We start from the raw sequence: 21,634 nt of genomic DNA on the forward strand, positions 1-21,634 counted from the left end.
GAATCGGCAGTCAGAAGAAGCGCCCGGCGGCGCTTCTTTTTATTTGCGGTAACCGCTGGTCGTTTGCGGTATAATAGAAAGATATAGCCACTATCGGGAAGGCAGGAACGACGGATTATGGCGTTAAACTTTCATCAATTACACATTTTCTTCACCGTAGCGGAGAAAGGCAGCTTCTCTGCCGCAGCGCAAGCGCTTCATATGACGCAGCCGGCAGTTACAATGCAGGTTCAATCGCTTGAGGATTACTTCGGCACCAAGCTGCTGCAGCGCTCGACGAAACGGATTGATTTGACCGAAGCGGGTCGCGCACTGCTTCCGTATGCGCAGCGAAGTCTCGAGTTGATTCGAGAGACGGATCAAGCGATGTCTAATTTTACGACCAAGCTCAAAGGTCGCCTGCAGTTGGGAGCGAGCTTAACGATCGGTGAATATATTTTGCCAAGGCTGCTGGGGCCATTCGGTTTGGAGTTTCCGCATATCTCGATCAGTATGAAGGTCATGAACACCGCCCAAATCATAGAAGATATTATGAATAATCAACTTAATTTCGGACTTATCGAAGCGCCGGTCAGCCATGCAGACATGCAGATGGACAAGGTTCTTAGCGATGAGCTCGTTCTTATCGTGGCGCCGAACCATCCGCTTGCATCGATGGAGAAGGTGACGTTGGCTGACGCGGTGAAGCATCCGTTCGTCGTGCGCGAGCAGGGCTCTGGTACGCGTCTCGTTATGGAGGATCAGCTGCGGAATCAGGATATTGATCCGAACTCGCTTGAAATTGTAATGGAGCTTGGTAGTACAGGAGCGGTGAAATCAGCAGTGGAGGCAGGCGTCGGCATCTCGATTGTTTCCAAATCGTCAATCAAGCACGAAGTGGCGCTTGGATTAATACGGGTTGTCCCGCTTGCTGACGTTAACTTTAGACGGCATTTTTATTCCATTCATCTGAAATCAGCGCTGCTGCCGATATCTGCAGTGACGTTCTTAACTTTTTTGCGGGAGAGGGATCTGAAGCAATGGTTGTAAGGGAACGGGCAGATCTTCATGCTCATTCGACAGCATCGGATGGGACGAATGCGCCGGCTGTTGTCGTTAGACTGGCGAAGGAAGCGGGATTGGCAGCTGTTGCATTAACGGATCATGATACGATGGCTGGCTGCGCGGAAGCAGTGGCAGAAGGCAGCCGCATCGGCATCCAAGTGATGCCTGGCATAGAGCTGAGTACGGCGATGAGTGGCCGAGACATTCATATTCTAGGTTACTGGTGCGATACGAACGATGTTAAGTGGCAGGAACGGATTAAGATACAGCAGAGCTTTCGCGGCCGGCGCAATCTGATGATGATTGAGAAACTGCAAGAGCTTGGGATTGCGATTACACTCGAAGAGGTTCTATCGATCGCCCGGCGGAACGGGAAGAAGGCGGATAGCGCCGAACAGATCGGACGGCCTCATCTTGCAGAGGCGTTGATCGAACGAGGTGCCGTTGCGGATATGAAAGAAGCTTTCGACCGTTACCTAGGTGAACATGGTGCTGCTTATTGCAACCCGCCGAGGCCAACCCCTATAGAGGCAGTCGATTGGATTCGTGAGGCTGGAGGTGTGTGTGTAATCGCTCATCCGGGGTTGTATGGCGACGATGCAATCGTAGAAGAGATCGTCAAACATGGGGTACATGGCATTGAAGTGTATCATTCCGATCATAGCACTGAAGATGAGCAGCGGTATTCTGCTATGGCGGAACGTTACGGACTTGTGATGACTGGCGGGTCGGACTTCCACGGTGAGAAACGCGGCGTTGTGTTTCATGGCCCGCTGGGCGGCAGATCGGTAGATATAAGCGTAGTGGAACAATTGAAGCAGTTTATCACTCGCGGGTAGTGAATAATCAAATATGGGTAAGGGCAAGCGTTGGCTGAATAACAGGCCGCGCTTGCCTTTTTTTATTCCGAAATGGGGACGTACTCTATAATTCATAGTTGACAGGTTGGAATATCGAAAGAGCGAGCCGGAAGGCGGCATACGGATCGATATTCAAGGAGCAAGTGTTCAGTTTGGCGAGCTGACTGTTCTTCAAAGATTGAATTTATCCATCCCTTCGGGGCAATTTCTAGGTGTGGTAGGCAGAAGCGGTTGCGGCAAAAGCACTCTGCTTCGGATTGCCGGCTTAGAAGCGGCGAGCCATGGATCCGTTCGATTCGATGGCGAACCAACCGGCACCTGTCGCATCGGACGGCTTTTCTATTTAACGCTGCACGATGTTAGGAATTAGGTGCGAAAAAAAGGATGAGCAGAGTGTAAAGCTCTGTTCATCCTTATTGTAGCGTTGGCGTATCGTTAATTCTTAATGACGGACGGCAGCGAGCGAATATGCTGTTCATCTGGCGTGATGAAGATTGTCTTCTGCTTGTCGTAGATGACGAAGCCCGGCTTCGCGCCATTCGGCTTACGCACGTTGCGGATCAGCGTCGTATCAACCGGCACTTGGCTGGACTCTCGCGCCTGGCTGAAGAAGGCAGCTAACATGGCTGCTTCCTGCAGCGTTGTGTCGCCGAAGCTTTCACTGCGAATGACGACGTGGGAGCCCGGAATATCCTTCGTATGGAGCCATGTGTCGGACGAGGAGGCCAGCTTGTTCGTCAAATATTCGTTCTGCGTATTGTTCTTGCCTACGTAGATCGGAATGCCCTCTGAGGACGTATAACAGAGAAGCGAAGGTTTCGTCGGTTTCTTCTTCTTTCCGCCCTTCTTGCTGCCGCGATCACGCAAATATTGACCTTCCACCAGCTCGTCGCGAATTTCCTGCAAATCTTGAAGTGCTGCCGTCTGCAATTGCAGCAAAACCTGCTCGAAATAAGCCGTTTCCTCTTCGGTAATCTTAATCTGCTCTTCGACAGCGAGCAGACTGTTCTTCTGCTTGTTATATTTGCGGAAATAACGCTGCGCATTATCCGATGGCGTCATGAGCGGATCAAGCTCAATCGTAATCGGCTGCTGTTCTTCGTCATAATAGTTAATGACTTCGATTGCGGTGTCGCCTTTGCTGATCGAATGCATGTAGGCGGTTAACAACTCGCCCAGTACGCGGTAGCGGTCGGCGCCTTTGGCTTCTTCGATCGTTTCCTTCAGCTTCTCCAGCTTGATCTTGTTCTTCGCAATCTCATTCACTACGAATTTGAGCAAGTCAGATGCACGCTGCTTGACGGTATCGCGTTCGGCTTTGTCGCCGTAATAGGCTTCAAGGCAAGCGCTTATCGAGTCGAAGCGAGCAGCTTCGCCTTCATACCTCGTAAGCTCGGTGACAGAGAAATACGACTTGCCGCTGCGCGTTTCCGTTACGATGTTCGGCGAATAGCGGTCGGCACGGAATGTATTCATCATCTCGTTGAACGCATGCCATAACGCGGAAGGCGTTAGAGCAGCAGCGTCTTGCACCGTTTCCGCCGCGGATGCTCGGTGTACGATCTCGCCTGCAAGAAGAGGGCTAATGCCGCCGAATGAAGCGACAAGTCGTTTGTCCGGCGCTTCAGTGCCTTCTGCCTGATCCCATGCTGCACGGAATGCCTCTTCCGTAGTTGCATGAATGGGATCAGCTTTATGCTGCTCAGGTGGCGTCGTATACGCTGCGCCAGGCATAACAACACGATAGCTGCTGAGCGCAGGCGTTACGTGATGGATGCCATCGTGAATCGTCCCCGTTGAAGGATCCAGCAGAATAATGTTGCTGTGCCGTCCCATAATTTCGATGACGATCCGTTTGAACGATAGATCGCCCAGCTCGTCGCGTTGGCGAACGTCGATATGAATGACGCGCTCTCTGCCGGGCTGCGTAATGGATTCAATGACTGCGCCTTCGCAATATTTGCGCATCAGCATGCAGAACATTGGCGCTTCCTGCGGATTAACGAAGGAAGCGTCCGTCCAATGCACGCGCGGATACGTTGGGTTGGCGGACAAGAGCAGCTTGCCTGGCGTTGCTCCTCCGCGAATTTGTACCACAAGATCATGCGGGGTCGGTTGATGAATTTTATGAATGCGGCTGCCTACACACGATTGAAGCTCGTGCACAACAGCTCGAATAACGATGCCGTCCATTGACATAGTAGTTGAAATCTCCTTTAGCTCTAGCGTCTTCCTCCTATCATGCCATAGTCAAGCGAAAAACTTAAGCCCTGGACTGGGATAATTTGCGGTTTGTCCGAATAGATTGGAGGCAGGAAGGCTGTCCGCCTGTGCAAAGGCATTGTTGGCGATTCGGCTTATCGCGGGAGGGAGATTATTCGCATGGATCAGAACAGATGGCATCAATTGCCAACAGAGACGCTGGAGCAATCGTTAAGCTGCGATACAGCTCGCGGGTTGACAAAGGCGACAGCGGAGGAAAGGCTGAGGCAGTATGGCCACAATGAACTGTCAGAAGGGGCTCGAATTTCACCGCTGTTATTGTTTTTGAATCAATTCAAAGATTTCATGGTGCTCGTCTTAATGGGCGCTACGCTCATTTCCGGCTTGCTCGGCGAGTTCCTTGATGCTATTACGATTGTTGCCATTATCGTGCTGAATGCTGTTCTTGGCTTCGTACAAGAGTTTCGGGCCGAGCGTTCGCTGCGTGCGCTGAAGGCACTGTCGGCACCAACAGCGAAGGTCGTTCGTGACGGAAGCACCGATATTGTGCCTGCAAGTGAATTGGTGCCTGGCGATTTGATCATGTTGGAGAGCGGGGACCGCGTTCCTGCCGATATTCGATTCATTCAAGCGAACAGCTGTTATGCGGAGGAGTCCGCGCTAACTGGCGAATCCGTCCCGGTTGGCAAACACGCGGATCCGATTACAGAAGAAGAACTGCCGCTGGGCGATCAGCGTAACATTGGCTTCATGGGCACGATGCTCACAGGCGGGACAGGCAAAGGGGTTGTCATCCGAACGGGGATGGACACGGAGATGGGGCGCATTGCGGACCTCATTCAGAAGACCGAAGAAATGGAAACCCCGCTTCAACGGCGGCTGGAGCAGCTTGGCAAAATATTGATTATCGTCGCAGTAGCTTTGACTATCGTCGTCGTCATCGCAGGCATCATGCATGGACAGCCTGCCTACGGCATGTTCCTCGCCGGGGTGAGCCTTGCGGTCGCGGCAATCCCGGAAGGGCTGCCTGCTATCGTTACGATCGCGCTGGCGCTCGGCGTGCAGCGGATGATCAAGCGCAAAGCAATCGTCCGCAAGCTTCCTTCCGTCGAGACATTGGGCTGTGCGTCTGTTATTTGCTCGGATAAAACAGGTACCCTGACGCAGAACAAAATGACCGTCACAGGCATTTGGCTCAGCGGACGGGCGATCGAAATCACTGGCGAAGGATATGACCCTGTCGGCGAAGCGTACGAGCATGGCAAGCCTGTTGATCCGAAACATGACCAATCGCTTAGACGATTGCTGCAAATTGCCGCATTGTGCAACAACGCTGAGGTCGTTCGGTCTGTAGAAACAGAAGACAAGGACAACAAGCGGAAGAAAGGCGCAGAGCGCAAGGAAGAATGGCAGCTGAAGGGCGATCCTACAGAAGGCGCATTATCCGTACTCGCGTCCAAGCTGGGGATGTCTTCGAAGTCGCTTGAGCCGCTTTATAAGCGGGTGACCGAGTTCCCGTTCGACTCTGAACGCAAACGGATGTCAGTGATCGTCTCGCACCAAGGCGGCAGGCTCGTATGCGCCAAGGGTGCGCCTGATTTGCTCATGGAACAATGCGCATATGTGCTGTGGGACGACAAAGTGATGCCGTTCACTGCCACGCTCAAGCGCAAAGTCGCAGAGGCCTCGGAGAAAATGGCAGGCTCCGCGCTGCGCGTGCTCGGCTTCGCATATCGGGACTTGCGTTCGCATGATCGCTGCGAGACGACGGAGGAAGCAGAGTCGCAGCTTGTATTTGCCGGGCTGACCGGTATGATTGATCCGCCTCGCAAAGAGGTGCGTGAAGCGATTGCGACTTGCCGCCGCGCGGGCATTAAGACAGTCATGATTACGGGCGACCATCAGCTTACTGCTGAAGCGATTGCGAACCAGCTCGGCATTATGCCGCGCGGAGGTATCGCAATGAGCGGCCGCGATCTGTCGCAGATGGATGATGAACAACTCGATCGTCTGTCAGATAACATCTATGTATATGCACGCGTCTCGCCAGAGCATAAGCTGCGTATCGTGAAGTCGCTGCAGCGGCAGGGGCATGTCGTTGCAATGACCGGTGATGGCGTCAATGACGCACCGGCGATCAAGGCATCCGATATCGGCATTGCGATGGGCATCTCGGGAACCGACGTTTCGAAAGAAGCATCCGCGCTTATCCTAAGCGACGACAATTTTGCAACGATTGTAGCGGCGATTGAAGAGGGACGGAACATCTATGAGAATATCCGCAAATTCATCCGTTACCTGCTCGCCTCGAACGTTGGCGAGATTCTGACCATGTTCCTTGCGATGATGGCTGGGCTGCCGCTGCCGCTTATTCCAATTCAAATCTTATGGGTGAACCTTGTAACCGATGGTCTGCCTGCCATGGCGCTTGGTGTTGATCAGGCGGAGAAAGATCTGATGAAGATGAAACCGCGGTCAGCGAGTGAAAGTATTTTTGCACGGCGGTTAGGTTGGAAAATTATTAGCCGAGGCATTCTGATCGGCGTCTGTACGCTTGGCGCCTTCTGGCTTACCTTGTCCAAAGCTCCAGGGGATGCGAGCCAGCTTGTGCTTGCGCAGACGGTCGCCTTCGCAACACTCGTGCTTGCGCAGCTCATCCATGTATTCGACTGCCGCAGCTCTCGGTCGATCTTCCATCGCAATCTGCTGCAGAACAAATATCTCGTGTTCGCTGTACTCTCTTCGCTCATCCTGATGCTGGGCGTATTGTATCTGAAGCCGCTTCAGCCGGTATTCAAGACAGTGCCGCTCGACTTCCGCGAATGGTGTCTCGTGTTTGTTGCTGCGGGCGTTCCGACCTTCGTAATGGGCATCGGCAGCGTACTCAGCTCCGGTCGGAAAAAGCCAAAAGCGAAGTGGAGCGCATCGAGCAAGCATTCTACAGCAAGATAATAAGCTCACAGCCTCCTGCAACCTTGGCAGGAGGCTGTTGCTGCTTCATAACTTATAGCGGAATAGTGCAAATGAATGTGCAATTAGAGAATGGAGTTTCGACCTGCTTTTCCATTATGCTAGTACCAAAATGACGGTGGCTGCAACGTAAGCGGCCGCATGGATGACTTGCAGAAGGGAACGATTCATATGGAATTTGTGAAAATGCACGGACTTGGCAATGACTTTATCGTCGTCGCAGGAGAGCAGGCGCTTCCTGACAATGCATCGGAGCTGGCGATTGAGCTGTGCAACCGATTTTTCGGAATTGGAGCAGACGGACTTGTCTATATTCTGCCAAGCGAGAAGGCGGATTTCCGCATGCGCATTATTAACTCCGACGGTTCGGAAGCCGAGCAGTGCGGCAATGCAATTCGCTGCGTATCCAAATATGTGTACGACAACAAGCTGATCGATCGCACCGATATTACAATTGAAACGCTTGGCGCTGGCGTTCAGCCGGTACAACTTAACGTGAAAGACGGCATCGTAGAGACGGTACGCGTCGACATGGGCGAACCGATTCTGAGCGGCTTGAAGGTTCCGACGACGATTGATGCGGAGCGCGTAATCGAGCAGCGTCTCGAAGTAGAAGGTCGTACGTTCACATTCACGGCTGTTTCGATGGGCAACCCTCACTGCGTTATTTATGTGGAGGATGCCGTCAATTTCGATCTCGCGGCATGGGGACCCAAAATTGAAACTCATCCGACATTCCCGCGTAAAACAAATGTAGAGTTCGTTACGGTCAACTCGCGTTCGCACACGGATATGCGCGTATGGGAGCGAGGCGCAGGTCCAACGCTTGCGTGCGGCACCGGCGCTTGTGCAACGGCAGTATCTTCCGTACTGAACGGTCTGACAGACCGTAACGTGACCGTTTCGCTCAAGGGCGGCGACTTGTTCATTGAATGGAACGAGGCGGACAATCACGTGTACATGACAGGACCGGCAGCAGTCGTGTTCGCAGGCCAGCTCTAATTGCTACATTAATTAAGAAGTAAGAGTGGGATCGGGAAGCCGGTCCCACTCTTCGTGCTCTATGAATGTAAGCGGCGCTGCAGCTTGATACGAGCATAAGAGTTTGCAGATTATTCCTCATCCCGTACGAGGATGGAAAGCCGCAAATAGAGCATTTGGTCGAATTTCGTTGTTTTTCGCCGATATTCAGCCGATTTATACAAAAATAGCTTGTGAGATGCATAGAAATCCTTTAAAATAGATAAACAATGCACTTGCCATGTCGGTATGAGAGTATGAGGGCCTCTGAATTCGTCAACACTAGTGCAGGGCTCTGCCAAACCTCTCTCTATTGTCCGGCAGCCGGGACTTGCTCGTTCCGAATCTTAGCAAGCATTTTTCATACGTACGCAGTTGCATGTGAAGGACCGGAGGGGGAAGTTGAGATGGCAATTAAGCTAATCAATATCGGATTCGGCAACATCGTGTCCGCCAATCGGATCATCTCGATCGTCAGTCCGGAATCGGCACCGATCAAGAGAATTATCCAAGAGGCACGGGATCGTCATATGTTGATTGATGCAACATACGGTCGCCGGACGCGTGCAGTCATCATTACGGATAGCGACCATGTTATTCTGTCTGCTGTGCAGCCAGAAACAGTGGCACATCGTCTGTCCGCCAAAGATGACGATAATGACGAATAGTACGGGGAGTCTTATGAAAAGAGGATTATTAATCGTTTTGTCCGGGCCGTCCGGAGTTGGCAAAGGAACGGTGTGCGCAAGCTTGCGTCATCGTATGCCGGAGCTCGTTTATTCCGTATCTGCTACGACGCGCAGCCCACGGCAAGGCGAGATTAATGGAATCAATTATTTCTTCAAAACGCAGGAACAATTTCAAGATATGATCGCGAATGACGCGCTGCTGGAATGGGCAGAGTATGTCGGCAATTATTACGGCACGCCTCGTGATTTTGTCGATCGGACACTTGCTTCAGGCAAAGACATTATTCTTGAAATTGAAGTGCAAGGCGCGCTTAAGGTGAAACAGAAGTTCCCTGAGGGTGTATTTGTATTCTTGATGCCTCCTTCGCTCGACGAGCTGAAGTCGCGCATTACAGGCCGCGGAACGGAGAATGCAGACGTTATCGATCACCGTATGACAGTTGCGGTTGAAGAGATGAACTTGCTTCGTCATTACGATTATGCAGTCGTTAATGACGAGATCGATGCTGCCTGCCAGCGAATCCAAAGTATCATTACTGCGGAGCACTGCCGCGCGGATCGGTTGTTGACTGAGCTGCCGCAAATGCCTGCAGCTTCAGAGAAAGCATAGATGAGGTGAGAGGATATGCTGTATCCATCCATTGATGAAATGATCGAGAAAGTAGACAGCAAATACAAGCTGGTTGTAGCGGCATCCCGTCGCGCGCGTATGCTGCGTGAAGGCGCGAAGCCGGAAATTCGCAATGCGAAGTCGCACAAGCAGGTTGGCGTGGCGCTTGAAGAGATTTACCATGACATGCTCGTGGTTGAATCGGTTGAGCCTCCAGCATCCAACAAGTAAGATCGGCAGAGGCGAGCGAACTGCCGGGGATACCGCATGCTTAACTCGCCCTATATTGGCCGAACAGAACGGCAGAAAAGTGACAACCGGATTGCGGTTGTTATTTTTTTGTTTTCGGAAGGGAGCGATCTTCGGATGAAAGGGAAGACGATTGTACTCGGCATCACAGGCGGCATTGCCGCATATAAAGGCGCAGCGCTGTGCAGCAAGCTGACACAGGCAGGCTTCGATGTGCACGTCATGATGACTGAGGGTGCAAGCCAGTTCATAACGCCGCTCACCCTGCAGGCGCTGTCGCGCAATCCGGTGCATACGGGCGTCTTCGATGAGAAGGACCCGAGCGTCATTACGCACATTGATCTTGCTGATCGCGCGGATCTTATTCTTGTTGCGCCAGCAACGGCGAATACGATTGCGAAGATGGCATACGGACTTGCTGACGACATGCTTAGCTCGACTCTGCTTGCGGCGACCTGTCCAGTTGTTGTTGCTCCAGCAATGAACGTACATATGTATGAGCATCCTGCTGTTCAGCACAACCTTCGTCTGCTTGCTGAACGCGGTGTGCGCTTCATTGAGCCGGAGACGGGTCAGCTCGCTTGCGGCTATGTGGCGAAAGGTCGTCTGGCAGAGCCGGAATCGATCGTGGCGATCGTCAGCGATATGCTTAACGAGTACGCGCGCAAGCCGCTTGCAGGGAAGAAGGTTCTCATTACAGCGGGAGGAACGGTCGAACGGCTTGATCCCGTACGTTATCTTACGAACGATTCCTCTGGCAAAATGGGGTTTGCACTCGCTGCTGCTGCTCGTGACTTCGGCGCCGAAGTAACGGTAGTCGCAGCGAAAACAACGGCGAAGGCGCCAGATGGCGTCTCGCTTGTTCGCGTTGAATCGGCTGATCAGATGCTTCAAGCGGTATTGTCGCGGTTCGAAGGGTCGGACCTTGTCATTAAGTCGGCTGCTGTTGCCGATTATCGTCCAGCTATGCGTGCAGAGTCCAAGATCAAGAAGAGCGGTGATCGCATTATGCTCGAGCTGGTCAAAACTACGGATATTCTTCAGACGCTCGGCGAGAAGAAAACGTCGCAATATTTGATTGGTTTTGCTGCAGAGACGGGCGACTTAGATCGTTATGCGATGGATAAGTTGCAGCGCAAGCGCGCAGACCTGCTCGTTGCTAATGATGTGAGTGAGGAAGGCGCGGGTTTTAATGCCGACACTAACATCATTCGCGTATATGACAGCGGCGGCTTGGTAGAAGCGCTGCCGATTATGTCCAAGCTCGATGCGGCCAGACGCGTATTGCTGATTGCTTCAGAACGGATGGCACAGATGGAGGCCGGGGAGGTGCGCGAATGATCGCGCGCGTCATAGTAGACGTGCCGAGCCGCCAGACGGATCGGCCATTTGATTACGAAGTGCCGCAGGAGCTTCAAGGCTGGATCGAGCCTGGAAGCCGCGTAGGCGTACCATTCGCGGGACGGGTGCTGCAAGGGTTCGTCATCGCCCTTGCACCGCTGGATACAGCGGAGGTTGATCGGTCGCGGCTGAAGCCAGTCGCTGAGCTGCTCGATCCGCTGCCGCCGCTGCGTCCTGATCTGATCGAGCTTGCCGAGTGGGTGAGCGACAAATACTGCTGCACGATGATTGCTGCGCTGCAAGCGATGCTTCCGGCTGCGCTCAAGGGCAAGGCAGAGCGGCATGTCCGCTGGAGCGAAGCATTCGAAGCGAGCGAGCCAGCCGCGGCTGATGCTGTGCTGCTGCCAGAAGGCATGCGGGAATGGTTGAAGCGAAGCGGGGCAGTGAAGCTTGATGCGCTTCGGGATCGGTTTCCTGGGGCCGGCGAATACGTAAAAGCTGCGATCCGTCTAGGCTTGCTCGAGGAGCAGGTTGCCATTCGCGACAAGGTGAGCATCCGCAAGGTGTCGACCGTCTTCCCGCCGGATAATCCGGAAGAAGCGGAGGAAGCGATTGAACAATGGCCAGCCCGTGCCGCGAAGCAGCGAGATATTCTTGCGCACATGCTGAGCGTCGGCGCAGCTGTGCCTATGCAGCAGCTGCTCGCAGATACTGGGTCGTCGGCTTCCGTGGTGAAGGCGGTTGCGGATAAAGGCTGGTTGTCCATTCGTGAGGTTGAGACGGAACGCGATCCTTACGCAGGCCGTACTTTTAAGAAGACAGAGCCGTTGAAGCTGACAGAAAGCCAAGCACGGGTGCTTGAACAGATTACGGCATCCGTTCATGCTCGAGAGCCGAAGCCGTTTCTTCTGCATGGCGTAACGGGTAGTGGTAAAACAGAAGTATATTTGCAGGCGATTCAAGAATGTCTCGATATGGAGCGTCAGGCGATCGTACTCGTTCCAGAGATATCATTAACGCCTCAGATGGTAGAGCGGTTCAAGGGGCGGTTCGGCGATGCGGTTGCTGTTCTGCACAGCCGTCTGTCGCACGGAGAGAAGTACGACGAATGGCGCAAAATCCGTGAGCGCCGCGCACAGGTAGCGGTCGGTGCCCGGTCAGCTATATTTGCGCCATTCGAATCGATTGGCTTAATCATCATTGATGAAGAACACGAATCAAGCTATAAGCAAGAAGAAAGCCCTAAATATCATGCTCGAGATGTCGCGGTGAAGCGGGCAAGGCAGCATGGCGCTGCCGTTGTGCTCGGTTCTGCAACGCCGTCGCTTGAATCGTACGCAGCTGCGACTGCCGTTCGTTCGCCGCACGGAAGCGGCGCTTCAGCGGCACCTGCGCTGCTATCGATGCCAGGCCGCGTTGCGGACCGCCCAATGCCGCCGGTCGAAGTCGTTGATATGCGAGGCGAGCTGCAAGCGGGCAACCGTTCGATGTTCAGCCGCAAGCTGTATGAGGCGCTAGCCGATCGGCTGGAGCGCGGGGAACAGTCGGTGCTGCTGCTTAACCGCCGCGGCTATTCGACCTTCGTCATGTGCCGTTCCTGCGGCTATACGGCGATGTGCCCGCATTGCGATATTTCGCTAACGTATCATCAGAAGACACGTTTGCTTCGTTGTCATTATTGCGGGCATTCCGAAGGTGCGCCGGCGAAATGTCCTTCATGCGAGAGCGAGCACATTCGATTCTTCGGAACGGGAACGCAGCGTGTGGAAGAAGAGCTCGTGAAGCTGTTCCCGGGCATTCGCGTCATTCGTATGGACGTCGATACTACAACGGAGAAGGGCTCCCATGAGCGATGGCTGAAGCAATTCGGGGAGCGAAAAGCGGATGTGCTGCTTGGCACGCAGATGGTGGCGAAGGGACTGGATTTCCCATATGTTACGCTAGTCGGCGTTATTGCAGCAGATACTTCGCTTCACCTGCCGGACTTCCGCTCGGCGGAACGAACGTTCCAGCTGTTGACGCAGGTGGCGGGTCGAGCTGGCCGGCATGAGCTTCCAGGCGAGGTTGTCATTCAATCGTATGCGCCGGAGCATTATGCGATCCAGACCGCTCAACATCATGATTATGAGTCATTCGTACGGGAAGAGTTGATGCACCGCAGAGCGATGGGTTACCCGCCTTATTGCCGGCTTATTCTGATTACGATGTCCCATGAGCAGCTTCCGATGCTGACCGATGTTGGCGAGCGGTTCGCTCAGCGGCTGAGGGATGCGGCAGGCGCTGCAGGCGTATATGGCAGAGTGGATGGCACAAGCGGCCCGAAAGCGCTGGACGTCCTTGGGCCGGTCGCATCGCCAATTGCACGTATGAAAGATCGCTACCGTTTTCAATGTATGATAAAATATCGTGGAAACGTCGACGCCACCGGCCTGCTTAACAAGACGCTCCAGCCTTTCCTGCAAGGGGCGGAGGGCCGCGGCGTTCAGTTCGGAATTGATGTTGATCCTCATATGATTTTATAAAGCGAAAACTTTGTTCGCGATCAAAAGCGTACTTTTTGAACTACCTATACTAGTAATCATCTAAGAAAGAAGGGAACCTTAATGGGTATTCGTATTATTGTAAAAGATCCAGATCCAGTTTTGCGTGAGGTTGCGAAGGAAGTAACGAAATTTAATTCGAACCTGCACAAACTGCTTACTGATATGGCAGCAACGATGTATGACGCAGAGGGCGTAGGTCTTGCTGCGCCTCAAATCGGTATTTCGAAGCGCGTTATCGTCGTCGATGTCGGCGATGAGACTGGGCTGATCGAGATGGTTAACCCTGTTATCACATACACCGAAGGAGAACAATACGGACCGGAAGGCTGCCTCAGCATTCCGAACTTGAACGGCGATGTAAGTCGGTTCAACCGTGTCAAAGTAGCGGGTCAAGACCGTAATGGCAACCCATTTGAAGTCGACGCTGTCGGTTATCTGGCGCGTGCGTTCCAGCACGAAGTTGACCACTTGAACGGCATTCTGTTTACCGATATTGCAGAGAATGTATTCGATATCACGAAACAACAGCAGCAGCGCCGGCGCAAGGACGGAGAGTGAGTCTTACATGAGGATCGTGTTTATGGGGACCCCATCGTTTGCGGTCTCGTCGCTTGAACGCGTATTGGAGAGCGGCCATGAAGTGGTCGCAGTCTTCACGCAGCCTGATCGCCCTAAGGGCAGAAAACGTGAACTGACGCCGCCTCCTGTGAAGGAAGCTGCTCTTGTCCATGGCATTCCGGTTCACCAGCCGGAGCGGATGCGTAGTAGGGAAGCGGTTAAGTTGGTTGAATCGCTGAAACCTGATCTGATCGTCACAGCTGCTTACGGACAAATTCTGCCGCGCGCTGTGCTTGATGTGCCGCCGCTTGGCTGCATTAACGTGCACGGCTCGCTGCTGCCGCATTATCGTGGCGGCGCTCCGATTCAGCGTTCGATCATTAATGGGGAAAGCGTTACCGGCGTTACGATTATGTATATGGCGGAAGGGCTTGATACAGGTGATATGATCAGCCGTGTCGAAGTGCCGATCGAAGATTCGGATACGTCGGGCACGTTGTTCGAGAAGCTTAGTCTTGCAGGTGCGGATCTGCTAGCGCGTACACTGCCTGAGATTGAAGCGGGGAACGTTACGGCTGTAGCGCAAGCGCACGATGAAGCGACATACGCACCGAATCTGACACGCGAGGACGAGCGGATCGACTGGTCCCGCAGCGCGCGCCAAATATTCAATCAAGTACGCGGATTGTCGCCGATGGCAGGCGCTTTCACGTTGTGGAACGGTGAGCCTTTCAAAGTGTGGCGCTGCGTCGTCGAACGTACAGAAACAGCAGCGAGCAGCGAATATGCGCCTGGAACGGTTCTATCCACTGATGGAGAAGGTATCGTTGTTCAGACTGGTGCGGGCACGCTTCGTCTGCTTGATATTCAACCCGCAGGCAAACGTACGATGTTGGCAGCAGAATGGCTGAAGGGTGCAAGACTTGAGCGCGGACAGCGGTTCGGCGGTGACGGACAATGAGTCAGGAAAGAACGGGCGGCAGTACCGTCGGAAACGGCAATCGCCCTGCGAATAAATTTAATAAGAAATCTCGCCCGGCAGGAGCAACTGGCACTGGCGCGGGCAAGAAGCCTGGCGCCAAGCCGAATGGCGCAGCCGGTCAAGGCGGATCAGCCAAACGCCGCCCTGCAACGGCTCGCGAAGTAGCGCTCGATGTGCTCATTAAGGTAGAGCGTGAGCAAGCGTTCAGCAACCTTGTGCTGAATGCGGCGCTTCAGCATGCAGAGCTGTCCCGGCCGGATGCCGGGCTCGCCACGGAGCTCGTCTATGGGACGATTCAGCGCAAGCTGTCGCTCGATTACGCGCTTGCGGAACTGGCATCGAAAGGACTTGCGAAGCTGGAGCCGTGGGTTCTGCAGCTGCTTCGTCTTAGCGCTTATCAGATTTTGTTCCTTGACCGCGTACCCGCGCATGCAGCGGTGAATGAAGCGGTCACAATCGCGAAGCGACGTGGACATGCCGGTATCTCAGGCATGGTGAACGGCATGCTTCGCAACCTGATCCGGCGCCGCGAGGAGCTGTCGCCGATCGCTGCGGCGGGCCAACCAGGGCTTAGCCCCGCCCGCCGCATCGCGCTCCGCCACTCGTATCCCGAGTGGCTCGCCGCCCGCTGGATCGCCGCCTATGGCGAAGCGGCGGCGGAGCGCATCTGCGCGGCCGGCAATGAGCCGCCGCGCGCCAGCATTCGCGTCAATCCGCTTCGCGGGACGCGCGAGAATGCGATCTCGATGCTTGCAGACGCTGGCATCGAGGCGGAGGCTTCGACGCTGTCTCCTTACGGCGTCGTCGCCCGCAGAGGCGGAAGCCTCGCGGATACGATCGGCTTCCGCGACGGCCGCTGGTCCGTGCAGGATGAGAGCTCGATGCTCGTCGCTCAAGCTGCACAGCCGGCGGCAGGCATGACGGTGCTCGACTGTTGTGCGGCACCGGGCGGCAAATCGACCCATCTGGCCGAGCTGATGGGGAACGTTGGACGAGTCGTAGCGAATGATCTTCATCCGCATAAGCGGGCACTGATTGAGCAGCAAGCGGAACGACTTGGTCTTAGCTGCATCGAAGCGGTAACAGGCGATGCGGCCGAGCTGGGCAGCCGATTCGCGCCATCGAGCTTCGATCTCGTGCTGCTGGATGCGCCATGCTCGGGTCTCGGTGTCGTTGCACGCAAGCCGGAGATCAAATGGACGAAGTCAGAAGAGGATATCGCGGCGATTGCATCGATTCAGCATCAACTTATCGATTCGATTGCGAATCTAGTGAAGCCTGGCGGTCGTCTAGTTTACAGTACTTGCACGATCGAGCGCGATGAGAATGAAAGGCAGATCGATCGTTTCCTCCAGCAGCATCCGGACTATGAGCTGGATACGAATTGGCCGGACGAGCTGCTTGCTTCACTTCGCGAGGCGGGCGCTGTCGGCGCTGACTTCCGCGGCGATGTTCAATTGCTGCCAAGCCATGTTGGAAGCGACGGTTTCTATATAGCAACGCTTCGAAGACGGGCCTAATTCGGCCTTTGTGGTCTGCGTTGGACGTTTGTGGTAGAATAAATCATCAGCGGATGCGTGATTGACGCGTCCGCCTTATTTTAGACGTAGGTGTGATAACGATAATGGCAAAGAAAATTATTCCGCCGGAAAAGCCTGCCATATATGACTATACGCTCGAAGAGCTGCAGCAATGGATGAAGGACAACGGCGAACCAGCATTTCGTGCTGGACAATTGTTTGACTGGTTGTATGTCAAACGCGTACGGAGCTTCGAGGAGATGTCGAACCTGCCGAAGTCGCTGCGTGACAAGCTCGAATCGCATTTTGGTTTCGTTACGCTTACCGAAATTACGAAGTTCGAGTCGAAGGATGGAACGGTCAAATTTCTGTTCAATCTCCATGACAATCATGCAATCGAGACCGTTGTTATGCGGCATAACTACGGCAACAGCATTTGCGTTACGACGCAGGTCGGCTGCCGAGTCGGCTGTACGTTCTGTGCCTCGACGCTTGGCGGCCTGAAGCGGGACCTGACAGCGGGCGAGATTGTCGCACAAGTTGTATGGGCGCAGCAGCTGCTTGATGCAACTAATGAGCGTATTTCGAGTATTGTTATTATGGGAATAGGCGAGCCGTTCGAGAATTATGACGCAACGATGAATTTCTTGCGTATTATGATTCATGAGAAGGGACTCAATATCGGTCAACGCCATATTACGGTCTCGACGAGTGGCATCGTACCGAACATTTATCGCTTCGCCGATGAGAATACGCAGATTAACCTGGCAATTTCGATCCATGCGCCGAATGACGCGCTCCGTTCGAAGCTGATGCCGGTTAACCGCCGCTTCCCGTTCAACGATGTGATGGAGTCGCTTCGCTACTATATTGCGAAGACCGGCCGCCGCATTACGTTTGAATATGCATTGATCGGCGGCGTGAACGACCGTCCTGAGCATGCAGAAGAGCTTGCGCAAGTGCTGCAAGGCATGTTGTGCCACGTTAACCTTATCCCGGTTAACCACGTGCCTGAACGCAACTACGTGCGTACACCGCGCGACGATATATTTGAATTCCAGCGCATTCTCGAAAGGAACAAAATTAATGCGACGATCCGCAGGGAGCAGGGCCACGATATCGCGGCTGCATGCGGCCAGCTGCGGGCGAAGCATATGGAATCCACTGCGAGGTGATCCGGATTGATTATTGCTAACCGGACGGATATCGGACGCGTCCGACAAGTGAATGAGGACAGTCTTTGGGTTGAACAACTGCCTTCCGGCATTGTTGCTGCAGTCGTTGCAGACGGAATGGGCGGTCATCTGGCTGGCGAGGTAGCAAGCCGGATGACTGTCGATTCCCTTCAGGCAACGATTAGCGGCGCTGCTGCCGGGCTAACGAACGAGGAATGCGAAGCTCTGCTTCAGACTGCTATCAAGCAGGCGAATGAAGTCGTATACACGACAGCTTCGAGCAATGAACAGTACAGCAATATGGGAACAACCGTTATTATTGCGCTTGTTGAAGGTGAAAGGGCAGTCATTGCCCATGTCGGCGACAGCCGCGTCTATAAAGCAAATGCAGACGGACTCGTACAGCTAACTGACGATCATACGCTAGTCAACGAACTCGTGAAGTCTGGGCAAATTACAGCAGAAGAAGCAGCTGTTCATCCTCGCCGCAATGTGATCATGCGCGCCGTTGGTACAGATCCTGAGGTAAGTGCTGATGTATCCTTTTATACGTTGTCGCCATCAGACATCCTCTTGTTATGCAGCGACGGTTTAACCGATATGGTCAGCCATGAACAAATGGTGGAGACGCTGTTAACAGAAAGCTTGGATCTTGACGGGAAGGCGGAACGTCTCGTTTCGCTGGCGCTGCATGCAGGCGGCGATGATAATATTACCGTCGTTCTCTTGCAAGGTGACGCCAACAGAATCGAGGGGGGTACCTTACAATGATCGGCCATGAGCTCGGAGGACGCTACGAAATTATTTCGCGGATCGGCGGCGGCGGCATGGCGCTCGTATATAAAGCCCATGACGTTCTGCTCAACCGTAAAGTTGCGGTGAAAGTGCTTCGTCAACAATTCGTGCATGACGAGGAATTTATTCGCCGTTTCCGCCGTGAAGCGCAAGCTGCGGCCTCGCTGTCGCATCCGAACGTTGTCAGCATCTATGATGTCGGACAGGAAGAAGATGTGCACTTCATCGTTATGGAATATGTGGAAGGCAGCAATTTGAACGAAATTATACATGAACGCGCTCCCTTGCAGCCTGAGGAAGCGGTACATATTGCTGCGCAAATCTGCGATGCGCTCGTAAGCGCGCATCAGAATCAGATCATTCATCGTGATATTAAGCCTCATAATATTCTTATCGGCAAGAACGGCAGGGTGAAGGTGACCGACTTCGGCATCGCACGCGCCGTTACCGCATCAACGATTACGCAGACCGGTTCGGTCGTTGGCTCTGTGCATTATTTCTCGCCAGAGCATGCGAAGGGGACAAGCACGGGGGAGAAGTCCGACCTTTATTCATTAGGCATCGTGCTGTACCAAATGCTGACCGGCAAGCTGCCATTCCACGGCGAAAGCCCGATTAGCGTTGCGCTTAAGCATTTGCAGGAGACGTTCGTGGAGCCGCGTGTCATTAACACGCTCATTCCGCAAAGCGTTGAGAACGTCATTTTGCGCGCTATGCGCAAAAATCCGGCCGAACGCTACGCATCGGCTAGCGATATGCTGCGCGATCTGGAAACGTGCATGCTGCCGGAACGGCTGCATGAGCCGAAAGTGGTATTCACGCCTATCGCTGATGATATGGACGAGACGCGTATTATGCCTGCGATTCGGCAGACCTCGGGGGCCAACCGTTCAGCGGATGACCAATCCGTTCAGTCTCGGGATCGGACCGCTGCTGGGGCTGCGTTGTCTGGTACGCAGCAGATTGAGTGGGAAGAGGATACGAAGCGCAAAGCGTGGTGGAAGCGTCCTGCAACGATGATCATTACGACGCTTGTCATTATCGCAGGACTCTATTTTGCGGTTCGGGCGGTTACTAACAGCTTGGATGTGCCTGAGGTCACCGTACCGTATGTCATCAATCATACCGAGGATGAAGCAAAGCAGATGCTTGAAGAGGCTGGCCTCGTTGTTGAAGATCCGATTGAGCGTGAATATTCGGATGAGGTTGAAGCGGGCTATGTTTATAATCAATCCAAAGCGAACATGAAGGTCAAGAAAGGCGCGTCTATTAAGCTGTATGTCAGCAAGGGCAGCGAGCTTTCGACGATGACCAGCTATGTCGGCCAGCCAATCGCGAATGCGAAGGAAGATCTGGCAGCATTAGGCGTCGGTGACGACCGTATAACGACCACGCAGGAGTTTAGCGACCAAGAGCCAGGTACGATTCTGTCGCAGACGCCTGAAGCGAATGCACAATTCGATCCGAAGACAGAAACGGTTCATTTTATAGTAAGTAAAGGGCAAGAAACGGTTGTCATGCCGAAGCTGGTAGGCAAGAAAGAAGCGGAAGCTAAGGTAATGCTCAGTCAGCTGGGCTTGGTGCTGAAGGATGATAATATCGTTAGAGAACCAAGCTACGAACCTGAAGGCACCGTCATTAAGCAATTCCCATATCAAGAGGGCGAAGACGTTGGCAAAGGAGCCGAGGTATCGATTACGGTAAGCTCGGGATTGCCGAAGGATGCCCTTGAGAAGACGCTCCCGATCATGATTTCGCCGGCACAGGCAGGTACGACCAGTGAAATCAAAATTACGTATTCGGATGCAAAAGGCGAGAATATAGTATGGGGAACTCGCAAAATTAAAGATACACAGAAATTTTCCGTCAAAGTGATTGTAGCGCCGAACAAGGATGCCACAGTCACGGTTATTCGGGATAATCAGTTCGTCAATTCGTTTACGGTTACCTATGAAGATCAAACGCCTACGGACCAGACGGTGCCGGGTCAAGGCCAGCCGGAGACCGAGCAGCCATCGCAGCCGACTACCGGTACGGTGGGAACCGATGATCCAACCGCCACAACCAATGATCAGCCCACAACGGACACCAACCCGCCGGATGGCGGGGATGAGGATACCCATCAACATGACTAATAATAAAGAGCTGCAAGGCACGATCGTCAAAGCGCTTGCCGGCTACTACTACGTTCAGCCTGCCGATGTGCAGGCTGAACCTGTACAATGCCGTGCGCGAGGTGTTTTCAAGAAAAGAGGCGTGTCGCCGCTCGTCGGCGACCGCGTCCATTATTCGCTGACGGATAATGGAGAAGGAACGGTTGAAGAGATTTTACCGCGCGAGACGGAGCTCATTCGTCCTCCAGTCGCGAATATCGAGCTTGCAGTGCTCGTGTTCTCTGTGACGGAACCAGAGCTTAGCTTCCAACTGCTGGACAAGTTTCTTGTGCATATTGAGCATGCCGGTCTCGACACCGTCATCTGCCTAAGCAAAAGCGATCTGACGGAAGCAGAGGGCAAAGACGGCGAATCGGCCCGCGCAGCGCTTCAACGTGTAAAGAGCGTATATAAGCCGCTTGGCTATGAAATATTCGAGACGAGTGCCAATCGTTCAGAGGGCTTCGACCGTCTTCGGGAGACGCTGAATGGACGTTTATCCGTCTTCGCCGGTCAATCCGGCGTCGGCAAGTCGTCGATGCTTAACTCCCTTGTGCCAGGCCTGACGCTTGAGACGAATGCGATAAGCGATCGACTCGGACGCGGCAAGCACACGACTCGGCATGTCGAGCTCATTGACATCGGGAATAAAGGTCTCGTTGCGGATACGCCAGGCTTCAGCCAGCTTGATTTTCAAGAGCTTGGCATTGAAGACTTAGGCTACTGTTTCCGCGAGATGCGAGAGCTATCTCCAACGTGCAAGTTCAGAGGCTGTACGCATGTGCATGAGCCGGGCTGCGCCGTCCTAGAGGGGCTGGCGGCAGGTACGGTGGATGCCGGGCGGCACGCCCACTATATAACGTTTATGAATGAGATGAAAGAGAGAAAGCGGAGGTACTAAC

At 53.7% G+C, this 21,634-nt stretch carries 18 protein-coding genes; 17 read left to right on the forward strand and 1 reads right to left on the reverse strand.

The genetic code is table 11. The features are described from left to right. Positions 1–117 precede the first annotated feature (117 nt). The 3 genes from H8B09_RS05185 to H8B09_RS30845 all read left to right on the forward strand — a co-directional run bounded on the left by H8B09_RS05185 (position 118) and on the right by H8B09_RS30845 (position 2,274). Positions 118–1,029, forward strand: a complete 912-nt coding sequence (locus tag H8B09_RS05185) for a selenium metabolism-associated LysR family transcriptional regulator (RefSeq protein WP_191202363.1) — start codon at positions 118–120, stop codon at positions 1,027–1,029. Beyond that, the gene (locus H8B09_RS05190; RefSeq protein ID WP_191202364.1) at positions 1,020–1,883 is read left to right on the forward strand and encodes a PHP domain-containing protein; all 864 of its coding nucleotides are present in this window, start codon (positions 1,020–1,022) and stop codon (positions 1,881–1,883) included. The genes H8B09_RS05185 and H8B09_RS05190 overlap by 10 nt, the downstream gene beginning before the upstream one ends. 106 nt (positions 1,884–1,989) lie before the next feature. After that, a complete protein-coding gene (locus tag H8B09_RS30845) occupies positions 1,990–2,274 on the forward strand; it encodes an ATP-binding cassette domain-containing protein (RefSeq protein WP_318152536.1) in 285 nt (94 codons plus the stop codon). A gap of 65 nt (positions 2,275–2,339) precedes the next feature. Here the strand turns inward: H8B09_RS30845 and H8B09_RS05200 are convergent, their stop codons facing one another. Continuing rightward, positions 2,340–4,103 carry an Rqc2 family fibronectin-binding protein gene (locus H8B09_RS05200; protein WP_191202365.1) on the reverse strand — a complete coding sequence of 588 codons (1,764 nt, stop codon included), beginning with the start codon at positions 4,101–4,103 and terminating at the stop codon, positions 2,340–2,342. A gap of 183 nt (positions 4,104–4,286) precedes the next feature. Here H8B09_RS05200 and H8B09_RS05205 point away from each other — a divergent pair, with 183 nt between their 5' ends. The 14 genes from H8B09_RS05205 to rsgA all read left to right on the forward strand — a co-directional run bounded on the left by H8B09_RS05205 (position 4,287) and on the right by rsgA (position 21,633). Continuing rightward, positions 4,287–7,079: a calcium-translocating P-type ATPase, SERCA-type gene (locus tag H8B09_RS05205; RefSeq protein ID WP_191202366.1), complete on the forward strand. Its 2,793-nt coding sequence runs from the start codon at positions 4,287–4,289 to the stop codon at positions 7,077–7,079. 189 nt (positions 7,080–7,268) lie between these two features. After that, positions 7,269–8,099, forward strand: coding sequence for a diaminopimelate epimerase (dapF, locus tag H8B09_RS05210; protein WP_191202367.1), 831 nt, complete (start codon positions 7,269–7,271; stop codon positions 8,097–8,099). 425 nt (positions 8,100–8,524) lie between these two features. Next, the gene (remA, locus tag H8B09_RS05215) at positions 8,525–8,785 is read left to right on the forward strand and encodes an extracellular matrix/biofilm regulator RemA (protein WP_044479181.1); all 261 of its coding nucleotides are present in this window, start codon (positions 8,525–8,527) and stop codon (positions 8,783–8,785) included. A gap of 13 nt (positions 8,786–8,798) precedes the next feature. Continuing rightward, complete coding sequence (gene gmk, locus H8B09_RS05220) at positions 8,799–9,416, forward strand: guanylate kinase (RefSeq protein ID WP_191202368.1); 618 nt, start codon at positions 8,799–8,801, stop codon at positions 9,414–9,416. Between the two features lie 15 nt (positions 9,417–9,431). Further along, the gene (gene rpoZ, locus H8B09_RS05225; protein ID WP_191202369.1) at positions 9,432–9,647 is read left to right on the forward strand and encodes a DNA-directed RNA polymerase subunit omega; all 216 of its coding nucleotides are present in this window, start codon (positions 9,432–9,434) and stop codon (positions 9,645–9,647) included. 135 nt (positions 9,648–9,782) lie between these two features. Then, positions 9,783–11,006, forward strand: a complete 1,224-nt coding sequence (coaBC, locus tag H8B09_RS05230) for a bifunctional phosphopantothenoylcysteine decarboxylase/phosphopantothenate--cysteine ligase CoaBC (protein WP_191202816.1) — start codon at positions 9,783–9,785, stop codon at positions 11,004–11,006. Then, positions 11,003–13,528, forward strand: coding sequence for a primosomal protein N' (gene priA / locus H8B09_RS05235; protein ID WP_191202370.1), 2,526 nt, complete (start codon positions 11,003–11,005; stop codon positions 13,526–13,528). The genes coaBC and priA overlap by 4 nt, the downstream gene beginning before the upstream one ends. A gap of 81 nt (positions 13,529–13,609) precedes the next feature. Beyond that, positions 13,610–14,107: a peptide deformylase gene (gene def, locus H8B09_RS05240; RefSeq protein ID WP_191202371.1), complete on the forward strand. Its 498-nt coding sequence runs from the start codon at positions 13,610–13,612 to the stop codon at positions 14,105–14,107. Between the two features lie 7 nt (positions 14,108–14,114). Next, positions 14,115–15,068 (forward strand): methionyl-tRNA formyltransferase, encoded by a 954-nt coding sequence (gene fmt / locus H8B09_RS05245; protein WP_191202372.1) that lies wholly within the window; start codon positions 14,115–14,117, stop codon positions 15,066–15,068. Next, positions 15,065–16,609 (forward strand): 16S rRNA (cytosine(967)-C(5))-methyltransferase RsmB, encoded by a 1,545-nt coding sequence (rsmB, locus tag H8B09_RS05250; RefSeq protein WP_191202373.1) that lies wholly within the window; start codon positions 15,065–15,067, stop codon positions 16,607–16,609. The genes fmt and rsmB overlap by 4 nt, the downstream gene beginning before the upstream one ends. Before the next feature lie 104 nt (positions 16,610–16,713). Continuing rightward, complete coding sequence (rlmN, locus tag H8B09_RS05255) at positions 16,714–17,784, forward strand: dual-specificity RNA methyltransferase RlmN (protein WP_191202374.1); 1,071 nt, start codon at positions 16,714–16,716, stop codon at positions 17,782–17,784. A 6-nt stretch (positions 17,785–17,790) separates the two neighbouring features. Next, positions 17,791–18,555, forward strand: a complete 765-nt coding sequence (locus tag H8B09_RS05260) for a Stp1/IreP family PP2C-type Ser/Thr phosphatase (RefSeq protein WP_191202375.1) — start codon at positions 17,791–17,793, stop codon at positions 18,553–18,555. Beyond that, positions 18,552–20,714: a Stk1 family PASTA domain-containing Ser/Thr kinase gene (gene pknB / locus H8B09_RS05265; protein ID WP_191202376.1), complete on the forward strand. Its 2,163-nt coding sequence runs from the start codon at positions 18,552–18,554 to the stop codon at positions 20,712–20,714. The genes H8B09_RS05260 and pknB overlap by 4 nt, the downstream gene beginning before the upstream one ends. Next, positions 20,707–21,633, forward strand: coding sequence for a ribosome small subunit-dependent GTPase A (rsgA, locus tag H8B09_RS05270; protein ID WP_191202377.1), 927 nt, complete (start codon positions 20,707–20,709; stop codon positions 21,631–21,633). The genes pknB and rsgA overlap by 8 nt, the downstream gene beginning before the upstream one ends. Position 21,634: the final 1 nt, after the last annotated feature.

Source organism: Paenibacillus terricola, from assembly GCF_014779765.1.
GTDB lineage: Bacteria > Bacillota > Bacilli > Paenibacillales > Paenibacillaceae > Paenibacillus_T > Paenibacillus_T terricola.